The organism is Paenibacillus sp. CB74 (assembly GCF_055687625.1).
Genome location: NZ_CM146009.1, coordinates 4,156,996 through 4,172,746 on the forward strand (window position 1 = coordinate 4,156,996; position 15,751 = coordinate 4,172,746).

Annotated in this window: 16 protein-coding genes; 7 read left to right on the plus strand and 9 right to left on the minus strand. The window is 42.1% G+C overall.

Features of this window, described 5'->3' with window-relative positions; translation table 11 throughout:
- Positions 1-22 precede the first annotated feature (22 nt).
- Together ACX9NY_RS18490 and ACX9NY_RS18495 are read right to left on the minus strand one after the other, a co-directional pair.
- On the minus strand, positions 23-469 hold the full coding sequence (locus ACX9NY_RS18490) for a tellurite resistance TerB family protein (RefSeq protein ID WP_339259077.1): 447 nt from the start codon (positions 467-469) through the stop codon (positions 23-25).
- Positions 470-889: 420 nt separating this feature from the next.
- Complete coding sequence (locus ACX9NY_RS18495) at positions 890-2,179, minus strand: galactokinase (RefSeq protein ID WP_472474262.1); 1,290 nt, start codon at positions 2,177-2,179, stop codon at positions 890-892.
- 275 nt (positions 2,180-2,454) lie between these two features.
- Between ACX9NY_RS18495 and ACX9NY_RS18500 the strand changes: the two genes are divergently transcribed.
- The 5 genes from ACX9NY_RS18500 to ACX9NY_RS18520 all read left to right on the plus strand — a co-directional run bounded on the left by ACX9NY_RS18500 (position 2,455) and on the right by ACX9NY_RS18520 (position 6,980).
- The gene (locus ACX9NY_RS18500) at positions 2,455-3,711 is read left to right on the plus strand and encodes an MFS transporter (RefSeq protein ID WP_472474264.1); all 1,257 of its coding nucleotides are present in this window, start codon (positions 2,455-2,457) and stop codon (positions 3,709-3,711) included.
- 58 nt (positions 3,712-3,769) lie between these two features.
- Positions 3,770-4,696, plus strand: a complete 927-nt coding sequence (locus ACX9NY_RS18505; protein ID WP_472474266.1) for a DUF2268 domain-containing putative Zn-dependent protease — start codon at positions 3,770-3,772, stop codon at positions 4,694-4,696.
- Positions 4,671-5,441, plus strand: coding sequence for a MerR family transcriptional regulator (locus tag ACX9NY_RS18510; protein ID WP_472474268.1), 771 nt, complete (start codon positions 4,671-4,673; stop codon positions 5,439-5,441). The genes ACX9NY_RS18505 and ACX9NY_RS18510 overlap by 26 nt, the downstream gene beginning before the upstream one ends.
- 330 nt (positions 5,442-5,771) lie before the next feature.
- The gene (locus ACX9NY_RS18515; RefSeq protein ID WP_124117275.1) at positions 5,772-6,497 is read left to right on the plus strand and encodes a hypothetical protein; all 726 of its coding nucleotides are present in this window, start codon (positions 5,772-5,774) and stop codon (positions 6,495-6,497) included.
- Between the two features lie 39 nt (positions 6,498-6,536).
- Positions 6,537-6,980: a hypothetical protein gene (locus tag ACX9NY_RS18520; protein ID WP_342571973.1), complete on the plus strand. Its 444-nt coding sequence runs from the start codon at positions 6,537-6,539 to the stop codon at positions 6,978-6,980.
- Positions 6,981-7,026: 46 nt separating this feature from the next.
- Here ACX9NY_RS18520 and ACX9NY_RS18525 read toward each other — a convergent pair whose 3' ends face one another.
- The 6 genes from ACX9NY_RS18525 to ACX9NY_RS18550 form a co-directional block, all read right to left on the minus strand.
- Positions 7,027-9,471 (minus strand): DEAD/DEAH box helicase family protein, encoded by a 2,445-nt coding sequence (locus tag ACX9NY_RS18525; RefSeq protein ID WP_472474271.1) that lies wholly within the window; start codon positions 9,469-9,471, stop codon positions 7,027-7,029.
- On the minus strand, positions 9,455-9,781 hold the full coding sequence (locus ACX9NY_RS18530) for a nucleoside triphosphate pyrophosphohydrolase (RefSeq protein WP_472474273.1): 327 nt from the start codon (positions 9,779-9,781) through the stop codon (positions 9,455-9,457). Before ACX9NY_RS18530 ends, ACX9NY_RS18525 begins: the two co-directional genes overlap by 17 nt.
- Positions 9,782-10,008: 227 nt before the next feature.
- Complete coding sequence (locus ACX9NY_RS18535) at positions 10,009-10,506, minus strand: hypothetical protein (protein ID WP_472474275.1); 498 nt, start codon at positions 10,504-10,506, stop codon at positions 10,009-10,011.
- A 14-nt stretch (positions 10,507-10,520) separates the two neighbouring features.
- Positions 10,521-11,555 carry a WXG100 family type VII secretion target gene (locus ACX9NY_RS18540; protein WP_472474277.1) on the minus strand — a complete coding sequence of 345 codons (1,035 nt, stop codon included), beginning with the start codon at positions 11,553-11,555 and terminating at the stop codon, positions 10,521-10,523.
- A 161-nt stretch (positions 11,556-11,716) separates the two neighbouring features.
- On the minus strand, positions 11,717-11,989 hold the full coding sequence (locus tag ACX9NY_RS18545; protein WP_472474279.1) for a hypothetical protein: 273 nt from the start codon (positions 11,987-11,989) through the stop codon (positions 11,717-11,719).
- Between the two features lie 144 nt (positions 11,990-12,133).
- Entirely contained in the window at positions 12,134-12,649 is a 516-nt protein-coding gene (locus tag ACX9NY_RS18550; protein WP_472474281.1) for a HEPN domain-containing protein, read from the minus strand.
- 141 nt (positions 12,650-12,790) lie between these two features.
- Between ACX9NY_RS18550 and ACX9NY_RS18555 the strand changes: the two genes are divergently transcribed.
- Positions 12,791-13,138 carry a helix-turn-helix domain-containing protein gene (locus tag ACX9NY_RS18555; protein WP_472474283.1) on the plus strand — a complete coding sequence of 116 codons (348 nt, stop codon included), beginning with the start codon at positions 12,791-12,793 and terminating at the stop codon, positions 13,136-13,138.
- A 217-nt stretch (positions 13,139-13,355) separates the two neighbouring features.
- Entirely contained in the window at positions 13,356-14,396 is a 1,041-nt protein-coding gene (locus tag ACX9NY_RS18560; protein ID WP_472474285.1) for a restriction endonuclease PLD domain-containing protein, read from the plus strand.
- Between the two features lie 102 nt (positions 14,397-14,498).
- Here ACX9NY_RS18560 and ACX9NY_RS18565 read toward each other — a convergent pair whose 3' ends face one another.
- Positions 14,499-15,740 carry a DNA cytosine methyltransferase gene (locus ACX9NY_RS18565; protein ID WP_472474287.1) on the minus strand — a complete coding sequence of 414 codons (1,242 nt, stop codon included), beginning with the start codon at positions 15,738-15,740 and terminating at the stop codon, positions 14,499-14,501.
- Positions 15,741-15,751: the final 11 nt, after the last annotated feature.

The window sequence follows — 15,751 nt, forward strand, 5'->3', positions numbered from 1 at the left end:
TCATCTTCAGATGCCTAGAGGGCTACAGACTAAATTCACCCGGGTTCAAACCAAGAACCGTGCAAATTTCAGCTACGACTCTGCGCTCTTGATCATCAAAATTACCATCAGCAGCACCAATCGCACTACACACACCTACAATGACACGGCCGACTTCAGGCTTCGACTTAAACTTGGCAATTGCTTTCAAAGCTTCCTGTTTCCCGATCTCGGGAGAAAACTCGAAGTTATTGACATAATGATTGAAACGTTCGATAACAACCGCCATGTCAAATACTTTCAATTCCTGACTCAGATTTATGTATCCCGCCATCTTATTCTTCTCTGAAGCATCTACGCTTCCATCCGCAAAAGCAACCAAGGCACAGCCTGCTACTACCGCATCCATAAAATCTTTATTCTTGAATCGTTTAACCTGGTCCTCAAGACCTTGCTTGGTTGAGTTAAGCCAGTTTCTGAATGAGCTCATATCCATCCCCCGTTACTAGATTCATTGCTTTTAAAACTAGCAAAATCCAATATTCATCTTTACATCCTAATTCATAGAAAAAAATAGTTAAATTATCCCTTAACTATACTCTATATTTTGTCATTTTTCTACATATAAAAACAAAAATCACTTCATTCCCCTGAAGTATGTTTTAAAGGGATATTATCTATTATTTAAATCCGGTACATTTTATTACAAATTTCGACACAAAAAAGAACACTCTCTTTACAATCCTATGTTTTGAGGGTGTTCTGGGTGTATATATGCAACATTTCTTGCATTAACCTTGTATTTTACATAACAAAAAAGCGGTAATTCACCCTGACCATATCGGGGGCAAATAACCGCTTTTTGTTACATATGAGATTTCAGTTCAGCCATTCTTCGTATCTGTTTACATTAGGCAATCAATGCATTCAGGCACACCGCACCCTGCGCACGCACATTAACAACAATAATTGGCGTGTCCAACATGTCGTGCATCCAGGTCATATACTCTTCCACTTTTTCGTTCGGAAGAATTGTAAGGATAACCCCTGCGAATCCACCACCATGAATCCGACAAGCGCCGTCGCCCAGGTTTTGCAGATAATTCTCGGTCAGTGCCAGCGCGATGCCAATCTCTTGCTCCTTCACAGCACCACTCTGATATACATTCTGCAGCCACTTCCATGACGAGTTACCGGACGCGGTAATCAGTTTCAGGAAATCAGCAAAACGTCCATCACGCAACGCCTGAACCTCACCATCGACACGATTATTTTCCTCCAGGAAATGAAGCGCACGCAGCACGGCACGATCTCCAGCCGCTTCACGAACCTTCTTGAGGTTGGCGTAGATTGCGTCTGCCGTAATTTCCCGAACATACTCACTGCCCAGCGCCTGAGCAACCGCTCTCATCTCATTGGGCACAGCCGCGTAATCTTCCGTTAGATCGGCGTGATTGCCGCCCGTATTTACAATGACCAATGAGTAACCGTTCTGTTGGAAATCCCATTGAACAGGCTCGATAACAGGCTGTGCAGGATTTTCAAAATCAATGGCAATCAGTCCGCCGTACGCACAAGCCATCTGATCCAGCAGACCGGAAGGTTTGTTCCAATAATGGTTCTCCGCATACTGACCGATTTTGGCCAAAGTGACAACATCCATTGCTCCATCATTATAGAAGTGATTCAAAATCGTACAGATCAACATCTCGAATGACGCCGAAGAACTCACTCCAGATGCCGAGAACACGTTACTGGAGAGGTATGCTTGGAATCCGCCTACCTTATATCCGAATTCTCCAAATCCCGCAGCCATACCGCGAATCAATGCTGTTGTGCCATCGTCTTCCGTATTTGGCGTGAGGTCCGTGAGATCGATTACATATTTCTTGTCATAGCCTTCTGAGTAAAAGGTAATTACCGACTCCGCAGTTGGTGCTGCCACTGCAATCGTATCCAGCGTAATGCTGCCCGCCAGCACCTTACCATGGTTATGATCGGTGTGATTGCCGCCAATCTCACTGCGTCCTGACGCGCTGAACAGCTTGCTTCCTTCTTGTGCGCCAAAGTACTCTTCGAACGTGGCGTTCAACTTCGTGTAACGTGCAGTCTGTTCCTGTACTTGTGATTGTCCATACATTTGGGCAAGCAAGGCTTGACCCTCCGTGGATTGGATCAGATTCAATGGTTGTGTCGTCATTAATAATCCTCCTATGGATGTGCAGCTTTTATTTTGCGGCTGTTGGTGAACATGGGTATTGCGTCGTTTCATGCCTTATTCCTCTCCCATTATCTCAGCTTCGCAGCGGAAAAGGTAGAGTAGAATTGAAAGTTTGTAAGCGTTTTGTGAAGTTATTTAATGTAAAAATAGGATTGAAAACCATTTTGCAATAACTTACATTGTTATTAAGTAAAAACACATTATTTCCCAATCTTCTTGTAGCTATGCTTTACATCTTATTGGTGGAGGGAACGATGAAAATCAAATCGAACTATACCAAGTTATTTGGTGCATTCTCGCTTACTTTTTTGGGTGATGGACTTACGCTTGCTGCGGTTCCTTGGCTCATATCCACACTTACAAGCGATACGCTGTATGCCTCTGTTACCATGACGGCACTTCGTCTCCCCTGGCTTCTCTTTAGTCTACCCGTAGGTGTTCTCATTGACCGATACTCACGCAAACATATGCTAATTGGGGCTGGCTTTACACGAATGATCCTTCTGCTTGCTCTGACGTTATGTATCTGGGTAGGATGGGTGAGTATTCCGATTCTGGCTCTGTTCATGTTTGGAATTGGTCTTAGCCGAGTGGTATTCGACAGTACGGTGCAGACGGTTATACCTCAACTGGTAGATGAGAGTAAGTTGGAAAAAGCCAATGGGCAGTTCACCGCCGGACAGTTAATCACAAGTGATATTCTGGGCGTTGCGCTGGGAGGGTTCATCATCACCCTGCATATTGTTTTTCCTTTTGCCATAGACGCGGTAACGGCTGTTATTGCTCTGCTCTTTTTGATCAGTATGAAGGGTAACTTTTACCCAGGGAATACGGAAACAACCAAGAAACAAGTTCGCCCGATGAAGAATTGGAAACGCGAGATGTGGTCCGGTATTCAATATGTCTATCATGATCGTTTTCTGCGTGGTCTAGCCATTCTGTCAGTAACCATTACGCTAATGTATTCCATCATCCTGGCTACTCAGATCTTCTTTGTACGAGATGTGCTTCGGTTGGATGCTTTTGCATTCGGTATGCTCATCTCCATCGCAACCATCGGCAGCATTGTAGGAAGCCAAGCTGTTGCATATATGCGCAAGAAATGGAGTACAAAACAATTAATTATCTCCTCCATTCTGTGCATGGGAATCATCTACGGTGTGGTGGGTCTTACTACTAATGCGTACTTAGTAGGCAGTCTATACTTCTGTGCTGCATTTTTCATTATTGTCTACAATGTTACCCGTTCCTCCATCCTGCAACGTTCCGTTCCTAATGAGATACTTGGCCGGGTCGGAAGTGTGTTTCGCTTTCTATCCTTTGGCATTAGTGCCATCGGTACGCTTCTCGGCGGATTATTGGTGCGGGTTAGTGAAACGGCGTTCGATCGCGTCTTCTCGCTGCAACTCCCTTATCTCCTGTTAAGCTTGATCTATATCCTGTCTGGTCTGGTATTTACCATGAAGATGAAGAATCATGCAGAGAGCCAGCAACCTAACATCAATGCTTGACTGTTACGTTAGGTCATACTTGATAATGATCTCAAGCGAATAGAAGGAGAGATCAGGAATGAAGATTACCGCGTTACGTTCAGATCTAATTTATGAGGAGATCATTCAGGCTGCACCCGATGAGAAATTGGAGTTATACCGCGAGCGTATGATGAGTCCCTTTATGAACAAATGGAACATACAACAGATCCCGCTTCAATCTCAAGAGCCTAATGGCTTCGACGTGATTATGATGAATAATTTTATGAATATCGCTCCCGCAGATATCACACCTGAGATTAACGAATCGTTAGCTGCGATCTCGTCTGAAACATTTTGGCAACAGTGTCATGAAGCTGTTCATACGAGTCTATCCACCTTTACAGAGCACGGAATTGAGCTATCGGTCTCCGAATATCTATATACCATTTTATTGGGTGATAAGAATAGCCCTTCACTGACAATGAACGAAGGTATCAGCGGAGACGGTGGAATCCCGGGTTACATTATTGCGAACCTAATCCCGAATAGATATACTCTACCTCGTATGCAATCTGTGTTATCCCATGAATGCAATCATAATGTGAGGTACCAATATATCCAGTGGAATCCACAGATTACGCTTGGCGAGATGGTTGTTAGCGAGGGGTTGGCTGAGAGCTTTGCGACATCCCTGTATGGAGAAGAGTTGCTGGGCCCCTGGGTAGCCAAAACAGATATGAAGACTTTGAACAATGTTATCAAACCGAAGATGAAAGATCAGCTGCATGTCACCGGTTTTGACCAGATTAATCCCTATCTATACGGCGATGAACTTGCCACACTGCAAAATTTCACGCCCGTAGGTATGCCCTATGCGGCTGGTTATGCTTGCGGTTATCACTTAATCCAATATTATTTGAACAAAACAGGTACACCGATCACCGAAGCAACCATCACTCCGGCAAGTGTTATCCTTGCTGAAACAAAGGACTTTTGGAATGAAGACACCCTATTTCACCGTTAAAGATATTATTCAGATCACAGGCATCACCAAACGCGCATTACACTATTACGATAAAACGGATCTCTTGAAACCGAGCAAAGTCGAAGACAATGGCTATCGGTATTACGATCAAGAGGCACTGGGGGATCTGCAAATGATCCTCTTGTTCAAAGAAATGAATTTCTCCTTGAAAGACATTGCCGCCATGATGCAACTTTCGAAAGGTGAACAAAAAGATATTCTAAAAGAGCACCGCAGTACACTCGTTCAACGCAAACAAAAACTCGAAACCATCATCGACCAGTTGGACGAGTATGTGGATGGGACAGATATCTCTCATCTTCATCTGTTTGACGACTCTTCCATTCTGTCCATTCAAGAACAATATGAATCTGAGGCAAAGTTCATCTACGGAGATACTGAGAAATATCGGGAATTCGAAGCGAATGTGAGCCAGCTGTCTGCGGAAGAGCAAGAAAAAGCCTACCAGCAGTTCTCGGTCAATATGGAGCAGGTATTTCGTGAGCTGGCGAATCATCAGGATCGGTCCCCTGCTTCTGGTGAGGTGCAAGCGTTAGTGGTTGAATGGAAGAGTTGCCTGGAGCAATTTATGAGTTGTGATGCTGAGATTCTGAGATGTATTGCGGAAGCCTATACGACGGATCGTCGCTATGGGGGTTATTTTGATCAGTTTGGAGATGAGGAATTTTTGAGGTTTTTGTATGAAGCGATTATGGTTTATGTGGAGGGTGGGAAAAACCTTTGAATCTGGTTTCCTAATATTAGGATGGTTCTAAAAGCAGACTACGGACAGTAAATGTCTCCCCTGCCGTATCGCCCAACGTCTATTCATCCTGGTTCACCTGATGTAGCGTTTGCTATAGCTTCATTATCCACTTATAAACCACAACTCTCCAAATTTCAAATTCACAGTTACGAAAGAAATTAAGAAGTCCTCCTTTTTTCCTGGTCCATTTGTATTAATGTATATAAATCCCACATAATAGGTACCATTTGGAAATTATATATGTTAGGGTTATTAATGTTGGCCAACACAAATAAACCAACTCAAGGTATATTAGGGAGAGATCATTAATTGAAGAAATTTTTAAGTTTAGTGATAACATTGACCTTAGTATTGTCGTGTACTACTATAAGTTCAGCTTCTGCTAATGCGAGTGTGGAAAGCAATGAGAACTCTGAAATCAGTAGTCTATTTACCAATTTTATAGATACTGCATTTGAGAATACCGAAGATTTTACAGTTAAGGATCTTGAAGGTTCAGTTGTTACAGATCGTTTTATTGAAGTTACTAAAGAACATCATGAAGCAGCAGATTATCGGACAATACAAAATATAATTATAGAAAACAACTGGTTTTTATCATATAGAGAACATTCTCCAATAGACAACTTAAAAGAATCAGGCTTAGAAGTTAATGCTCTAAGTAACATCAGGGGAGAGAATGTCTCGGAGAGATTCTATCACATTGCCAAAGATACAAGAGACAAATTCACAAAAGAGTGGGTCGTTACTCTTTCAGGTAATTTCTCTTATAATACAAGTACATTTAAAGTAACAGCAGTTAGTGGACCTAAAATCAGCCTTACCACAGCAAACTTCGGAGCTATGTTCTCCCCGGCGCTAGAAGACATCTATACCTATAATTCTTCTTCTGGATCTACGGCTACCTTCAATGCAAGATATAAAATGAGAGCTGTACTCGGATTATCTATAGGAGATCTTCCATTAGGAGTCAATCTCGATTTTGGAACTCATACGGATACTATGAACGCATATCCTTCCGTATTACAGCCTTAGATAGAAATGTCAGTTTATTAAGTAAAGAGGTGATCATACATGAAAACAAAAAGTGAAAAGCTACCAACTCTCTTTTTACTTATATACGCTGTCCTAATGCTTGTAATTTACAGTATCTATCTATTTTTAGAGAATACCCGATTAAGTCACTCTCAACAATGGCTATCTGAAGGTATCTTAACCCAAGATGATGTTAATTCCATAAGCCAAACCGGAAGATGGACAACCATCTCAGAATCTGCGTTCCTCATTCTATTCGTGATTGCATTCATTTTTGTAATGTATCAATTTCAGAAAAAACCTTTAAAACACTTTCTCATCTTCAATGCAGCATTATTCATTGGGATTGCACTAATTAGTTACGTGGTTTCACTTGCTAGCTCCATGCCGATAGGTAATTCAGTTCAACCCGTTATTATCCCTGCGTTTTTACTTGTTGCCCTGTGTATCTATACGTTATGGAAAACAAGAAATGGAAAATAGAAACCAGACTACATACCATAAAACGGTGTGTAGTCTGGTTTTTCGTTTAACTAGGGTTCCCCCGCTCAAAATAAGTATGCAGCCGATACAGACAAATCTCCTTCGTCCAGCGATACAGCAACGCCCGTTCCTCCGCATCCTGCACCTGCACATTCAGCGAGAACAGTCCATCTTCGAATCGTGTCATGCTGCCCTTTGCCCCGCTCCACATAGACATTGGCATATCAATAATCAGTTTCTCAATCCGTGTTGCCGTCCTCTCGTTCCATTCCCACAGCGCAAGCTTGTCCTTGTCTGAAAAGTCTTTACGTTTCCGGTATTCCTTCTCCGTCAGGTACATATGGAAAAAGCTTGCCATCTCCTCCGGCGTGATCGGGTCCATCCAGTGGGCTTCGCCTCGCTCCAGCATATACAGCAGCACAATCATTTTGTAGCTTTTGTTCATGACTGTCTTCTCTACTTCGCGCAGCCACGCCTCATACCGGACGTACATCTCTCCCTCGGTCGGGGAAAGCAACTCCGCCCAATACAGAAATCCAACATAGGAACCGAATTCGCTCCGATACCCGATACTCTTCGAACGCCCCATCAGGTGCAGCTCCAGATATGTCGGAATACGTCCCAGTTCTCGCTTCACACTCAGAAAATCCTGATGCAGCTTCTCGCGACGCGGTAACCGTTTGCGGCTCAGCTCCTGAAGCAGGTTCACCACCCGGGTCTCCAGATGAATCCCACAGTTAGCCGGAACCTCAGGTACAGCCGAATCCATCGTTTTTCCGCTTCGTTCCTCATCTCCGCGCACATCCAGAAGGCTCAGCTTCACATCCGCATTCCGGTAGTTTCCGATCAGGTCGATAATGACACAATGCGATTTGCCCTCCGCCAGTCGAAAACCACGACCCACCTGCTGGGTGAACACCGTGAGCGACTCGGTTGGACGCACGAACAATAGCGTATCCACACGTGGAATATCCGTACCTTCGTTGAACGGATCCACCGTCAGCACAACCTCCAGCTCACCCGCATCAAGCTGCCGAATGGCTTCCTCCCGCGACATCTCCGATGTACGCGAATGCAGACTAAGTACCTTCACGCCCTGACTTCGGAAATACGCAGCTACAAAGTCTGCCTGCCGAATCGAAGAGCAAAAGCCAATCGTTCTCGTCTGTTTGTGTCGGGCCCAGGCTGCATAGATCGTCTCTACATGCTCCTCTTGCAATTGAACGGCCATGAGCTGTTCCTCATCATACTTTGTCCCGATCCAGCGAATCTGCGAATAGTCCGTATCGTCGAATACCCCGTAATATTGAAATGGCGCCAGCCAACCTCGCCGGATCGCTTCAATAAAATGCATCTGGTACGCCACATTCCCATCACAGAGTGCATATACATCCTTGCCATCCAGTCGATCCGGGGTCGCCGTAATGCCCAGTAGGAACTTAGGCTGAAAATGCTCAATCACCGACATATACGTCTTCGCCGCCGCATGATGGAATTCGTCCACCACGATCAGATCAAATGCATCCATCGCAAAACCATCCCGGTGCTTCTGCATACTCAGCGTAAAGATCGAAGCATACACACAATCCGCCGCCCCATCCTTATACTGACCGTTATAGATCCCATGACTGCGCTCCGGCATGATCCGTTGAAAAGACCTCTTCGCTTGGAACAGAATCTCTTCCCGGTGCGCTACAAACAACACCCGCTGGAACCGCTGGGCGAAGAAACCCGCCAGATACGTTTTGCCAAGCCCGGTCGCCATAACGACCATCGCCTTATCATACTGCTCCTCCATCGTGCCATGAAGTGCTTCGAGGGCATCCAACTGAGCATAGCGCGGTTGAATCGGCACCAGTGACAGCTCGGCAAACTCTTCCTCTTTGTCCTCTGGCAGACCTGTGCCAAATTCCGCTTCTTCCATCTCCGTGATGCGCTGGATCATCTCCGGGTTCTTCTGGTGATATTTGCGGTACTCTTCCTCATACAGCTCAATCGAATCCGGGTTCACCGGCAGGGTTGTCTCGTGGTAGAAGCTCTGCATGAACTTATCCAAAGCGGATTGAAACGTATATGGCTCCGCCTCCGCATTCATTGCGAGATTCCATTCATACCCCGTCTTCAGCGCCGTGAACGAAAAGTTGGACGAGCCGACGATCAGTAGTCCTTCGCCGTTGTCATGATCAAACAAATACGCTTTCGGGTGAAAAGAAGTCCCCATACTTCGCCACAGTCGAGCTTCAATTCGTGGATCGACCTCACAGAGCGCCCGTAAGCCCTCCGGCTGCGTGATATACAAATAGTCTCCCGCGAGCATCCTTACTTCTGCCCCATGTTCAGCTGCCCGTTTCAAATGCGGAGCAAGCAGCTTCACACCAGACTGCATGATAAAGGACGTCATAATATAAATCCCGGACGCATGCTGCATCCGGGAAATGAGTTCGTCTGCCAAGTTATCTGTAATGAGTTTAACGTTAAGCTTCGTCGACATCGATCAGATACACTCTCTCCTGGAATCCACCGCGTGCCTCAGCCTTGTCCGCACGTAGCTTATCCAATTGCGCCGCATTCGCTCCATGCACCTCAGCCAGCGCCCGAATCACCTCTAACATGTCGGCCAGTTCTTCCAGCGCTTCCTCATCGCTTCCTGCACTCATGTATTCTTCCGATTCTTCTTGCAGCTTTGTTCTTAGTTCTTGCTTATACTCCTCCGGGTCCAGAATGCTTGTGCGACATTCCTTACCGCTGGATGTGATAATATGCGGAATCTTGTCCCGCACCAATTTGTTGTATGTAGGCATGTGGTATAACATCCTTTCTGCTGTGAGAGCCTTCAAGCCTCGCGCCAGAATCTCCCTTTTTGTCATTATACCATTTGCTATGGGGAGGGATGGGTGGATTTTGTAAAGTAGTGGGTTGGAATGAGGGGATAAAAATAGCCCAAGACTACTCGTATTCGAGTTGAAATGGGCGTTCGATAAATCGTAATGTCTAATTGTTCTGCATCAAACTCTGGTTCAGAGGAAATCTAAGCCAACAGTTTTGAGACAATAACATTTGTATCCATCATTTCTTTATCAACCTCGACCAAGCAAGTGTCATCATCCATAGCTGGTTCATAACCGATTCTAACTTTCTCAATTGCATACTTCTTCTTAATATCAAGAATATACTCTAACAACTTCTGAGCTTTTAACGTTGTCTCTGAATTTTCTCCGCTGAACAATTCCTCTTCAGGAAAATTAATTACAATATCTCCAGATTCCTCATCGAATGAAAATACAATCATCACGTCTTTAAAGGTATGACCCAAGTTAAGCTGAGACAATAATATATTCCCCGTCCCCTTAGGAGAAAGAATCTCTTCAATGCTCTCTATTTGCTGAAATTCAATATCGTTTTCACTGCGGCTATCATAAAAGTGAGAACTTTTGATCTGATCCACCTGAATGTTCAAATCATTTTTAATGAATTGATCCAGATTATTTTTGTTAAAATTAATTAAAATGATTTCTAAACTTTCCAAATTCAAAACCTCCATCATTGATCGATAAATCCTTTGAATGAACCATCTTGGTTAAGCCTTGCTCCGCGACCATCAGGTAAATTCTTTTCGAGGAAAGTAATACCTCTATTATTTGTAATTTTCTTAAATTCACCTGGAGCATCAAGTATATCCTGTAAATGCTTTTGAGCTACTTGATTAATTTGTTCAGGCCCCCCTCTAACTCTTCCCCATATATCTGGGTTTCGCCCTGCATGTTTCTGCAAAGCATGTCCTACAACGGTTTCTCCACCTTTTTTGGGAGCAGTAGCAGAACTAATAACGATATCTCTGTTAAATATCACAGGGTTTACACCATTCAAGTTATCTAGCTTAGACTTTGGAAACTTCAATCCTCCAGTCGGAACCTTATACCCCTTATTATACATTCCAGTAAAAGCCAGTACGAGCTTAGCAGTCTGTAAACCTCCAATAGAAACTGCTGCTTGCCATGCAGGTATGGATTCTCCAGTTACGGGATGATGACCTTCCTTAAATGCGCTGATCTGTTCATCATATATATCCCCACCACTAGACACCGGTTGCTTCGGCCCAGCTCTCATTTCCTCATAGGTGCCACCATTTTCCCAATACTTAACAAACTCTTTTTGCCCTGGCATTCCATCCTCTGCTTCACTGGCAGGCATGTTAACTCCAAACAAAGGATTATATACCATTCGTCTTTGTTCTTCCGTGCTACCTATATTATGGTTCATCAACGTATGGGCAGCAATCTGTCCAGCAACGGCTCCCAAGCTCACCTGATCCTGATCTGCTTGATCGAATCTCTCGGCAATCGCGAACAGATCTTCGGATGACTTAACCATACTTTTCAGTGCTCGATCAAGTACAGAACGTGACTGCTGAAAATCATAGAAGAATCGTTCTTGCGTTGCTCCCGCCCACTGAGACTGGATGAATCCGATCCGTGCGGTCAGGTCATTACGTATACCCTCCAACTGATGCCTACCCTGCTCGATCTGTCTGGATACATGCAGCAGCTGCTCTGGTGTTACTTTAATTGTACTCATATCATTCTCCACCGTTAGAATTAGGATTTTACCATGTTAGCAGAAGCTTGGTGCATATACATCCTTCTAACATCCTGATTTTACCTTTCTCACCCTAACAATATCTCCAACAACGTACTTCATAGGTCCTAATTCAAAGGAAATCTTCTTAATCTCTTGATTTAATAGAAAACAATCCATAAACACACCAACGGGCACGCCGTCAACAATGCCGCTGTAAAACTGATCTGTGCCGCGACTCGTCCTCCGGTAAACTCTTGCCGTGAAAAGAACATCCAGATCGAGAGGTACGTAGCGCCTAGTGGGAATGAAATTATCCCGCTAAACGTACTCGGTTCCATATACCCAGTCATCATGCTTTTACCAATTAGGATTAGAGTAACCAATTCCAATATAGATAATATGAATAACACGATAGCAATTACTCTTTTCAAAATGTACACCTACTTTCCCGATGCAAAGCAAAGAAAATCCTTTGTAATCTCTGCATCATATATCCTTTATTTGGATGATGTCATCTTGTAAGCGTAACATAGATAAATCAAACATTTAACCCAAATGATCAATTAAAAAACATCTTACTCTGATGAATCATCCTCCAATCGAGTGGCTAACTCGTCCAATATCTCTTCTGTTCGTTGAAGAAGCTTTTCGATGTTGTTCAGTTCTAGTGGCTGGTCATGTGGGTAATCTGCTAGGGATGACATATGTTGCATCGTACCGATGAACAAGGCGATATCCAATCCGGGTTCAATGTCCATATGCACTAAAGGCAAGATTACGTTCATGGTGAGTTCCTTGGGTGGATGAACTAAATGATACTTATGGATATAAAGCGCCTTAATCATGGAGGCTAGAGCCCAATCGCAGAGAATGAGGCAGGCTCTGAACTGATTGTGATTACGCATGATTGCTGCAAGTTTGAGGTGATATATAGCATGTTGGTGATAGTCCAATATTGTAGTATGTAGCATGTGGTAAGCAGGAGTTTGTTTGGATCTATGTTGTGTGGAGATATCATGGTCTTGCGAATGTGGAGTAAAATCTACTTGGTGATTACAATGTGCTTCGGTTATGGACCAATTTCTTGCCATTGTCATCCCTCCAAAGAGTTAATACCAGTATTATACAATAAAATGATACTTATAGTAATCAAATAAATTATTTGTATTCTTCGTTTGGTGTTTACCTTGAGGAAACTTGTCTACACTTTTGAACATAGAGAGGTGAATACCATGAACGAGGACAGAGAAGTTTTGAAGCTGGTCGGAGCCAGAATTCGCGCACTACGCAAAGAAAGAGGGTATTCACAGGAATCCCTCGGAGAAAAAGGTGGATTTCATTTTTCATACATAGGACAGATCGAACGTGGAGAAAAGAACGTTTCTTTGGTAAACTTGGCGAAGATCGCTGAGTCACTTGAAGTAAATCTAATGCAGCTCTTCGCTTATGTTGATGAAGAAATTCACTTCACAGAGTCAGAATTACAAATTAAGGAACTTTTAGCCATGTTGAGAGATGCTTCTCCAGAGAGTATTCACCTCTCCAAGAATGTGATACGTGAGATATTAAAGGGGTCTTGAAAATATAATAAAAGTTAAGGCCACTCGTTAACTTGGTGGTTACTAAGTTATCTTGATTTTTTTTTTGGGGGGGGAACGAGGTGTAATATGAAGATCGTCAATCTACTCTCAATTTTAAATTTTTAGTTTCTGATTTCGATTCATATTATTTATTGTTTTTGACCACCTAAAATTATGTTATTCTTATATCTAATATTCTATTGGAGGTTGAGTTGAATTGCTATATTACATAGGACTCGAAGAAGTTATTTTTTCAAAACATGAGATTTGCGCAGAAGAGCCTGATGAATTAATTATTATCAGTGGCTATCTAGGTCCAGCTCCTATAGAACGACTTAAAGAATTACCCATGAAAGTCACTGTAATTGGTGGTATGTATCCTAATGGCATAGATGCGCGTCTATGGGGTTCATTAGATAAAATCAAGAAGGAAAATTCTAAACTTACTGTTCAATATACAAGGCAAGAGATACACTCTAAAATTTACATATGGAAAAAGGAAAATAAAGTTTTAGCAGCATTAATTGGCTCAGCAAATTTCTCATCAAATGGCCTACGTACAGACTACAGGGAGTCACTTGCTGATGCAACCAGAGATACATTCGGTCCGTTGGATACCTATTATAGATTTATACTGAATAATTCATACGAAGAACCTGTTATAAATAAAAAACAGACAGTAGTAGAATTCTCCAATTCGGTGCGAACAAAAGATCCATATTTATTAGAAAGAAAATATTCCTTTTCCATTCCATTATATAAAATTTCGCCAAGAACCGGTAAAAAGAAAGTCCCTACATCTAGTGGATTAAACTGGGGCAATAGTAATGGTCATGTAGCAGAGGGGGATGCCTACATTCGTCTTCCAAAAGAAATACTCAGAGAAAATCAAGGGTTGATAAAACCTTATGATAAAGAATACTCCACACCAGATGGAAAACGGAAAAGAAACTCTGACCCAATTGAACTTATTTGGGATGATGGGACAATTATGGAGGCCTCATTAGAAGGAGTTCAGGAATTTGAAGGACTCACATATCCCAAACAGTTGGCTTCTTATAGTCGAAAAAGACCTTTTCTAGACGGTGAGAAAATTTCCAAAAAGAGTATTTTAGGTCGTTATCTGAGAAAAAGATTAGGTGTATCCGTTAAAGAGGAAATTACAATAGATACCTTAAAAAGATACGGACGAGACACCATAACTTTATCACTTATAGAAGATGGAGTATATTACGCAGACTTTTCAATAAATAATTAACACTTTTAATTCTTAATTTGTATATACTCTATTCTATTACTAGCAACTCATTACCAGTAGAGTTGATTAACGCACTTACTCTTTTATCAATAAAAAGAGGAGCTAGTAAACTAGCTCCTCTTTTTCTATTATTAATACTTTCTCAAACAATTCATTTACTAAATAACCCAATTTACTTGCAAATAAAGGAGGAACTGCATTACCAATCATTTCATAATTTGCAACCATTGATTCATTAAACTCAAAATCATCATCAAAAGTTTGTAATCTAGCTGCTTCACGAACAGTGATGGATCGTTTTTGCTTTGAATCTGGATGAATATGGCGTAAACCATCTTTCTTCAAATGAGCAGGAATAGTATTACTAGGTTCATTCCATCGTAACACATAGTACTTATGAACATTCGTACGTTTTCCAGTTTTCTCATAATATAAGTTAATTAAAGCTTCTGCACTATTATAATAAAAGGTGCCATTGTTAACATCTTCCGCAAGTTCATAGAAAATTTCTTGGTCGCGTCTACTATGAAATCTTGCATGATGGCCGTTTATTTCAGAATTATTGTTATAAGCTTGGCGTTTTGATAGCTCTGGTAATGGATATATTGGTGGTAAATCACCAATTGCATCACGAACAGTACGCTTACGTTTCGTTTTTTCTTTTTTTAACATTGTAGTATAAAAATCTTGCAAAATTCCTTGATAATTAAAATTTTCAATGTCTCGACGAACCCCAACAATGATTACTCGCTTTCTTTTTTGAGGAACACCAAACTCTGTCAAATCCAATAAAGCGTATTTTCGTAAGTCATTTACAATTTCATATCCAACATTATTAAAACTTTCACGAATTAAATCAGTAATTTTTTCTCCGGTAGGTATAGCTGATAAGATTCCTTCGACATTCTCAAAAACAATTATTTTAGGACGGTAATGTTCCACAACTTTGATATAAGCCTCAAATAAGAAGTTTCGGTAATCTTCCTTCATACCATTACCATCACGGATTCGCCCAGCTAAGGAATATGCCTGACACGGTGGGCCTCCTGAAATTACATCTACCCTTTGATTCGCAACTAGCGAATCTAAACCAGCCGAAAATCCAAAATTTTCATCGTTCCAACCCTGTAGTAATTCTTGTGTACGTTGTATATCGAAATTCAAAACCTTTTCCTTAGCTTTACTATCCCCATATTTCGTTTCTAAACGATTGATGAGTGTTCTAACTTGTGGTTTCATCCATTCAACTGCTCCAAGAAGATTATACTTATCTGTTTTTTCAAAACCATCAAGCAGCCCACCTGCACCAGCAAATAATTCTATATTATTTAATTTCTCCGTCATAGACTACTCCA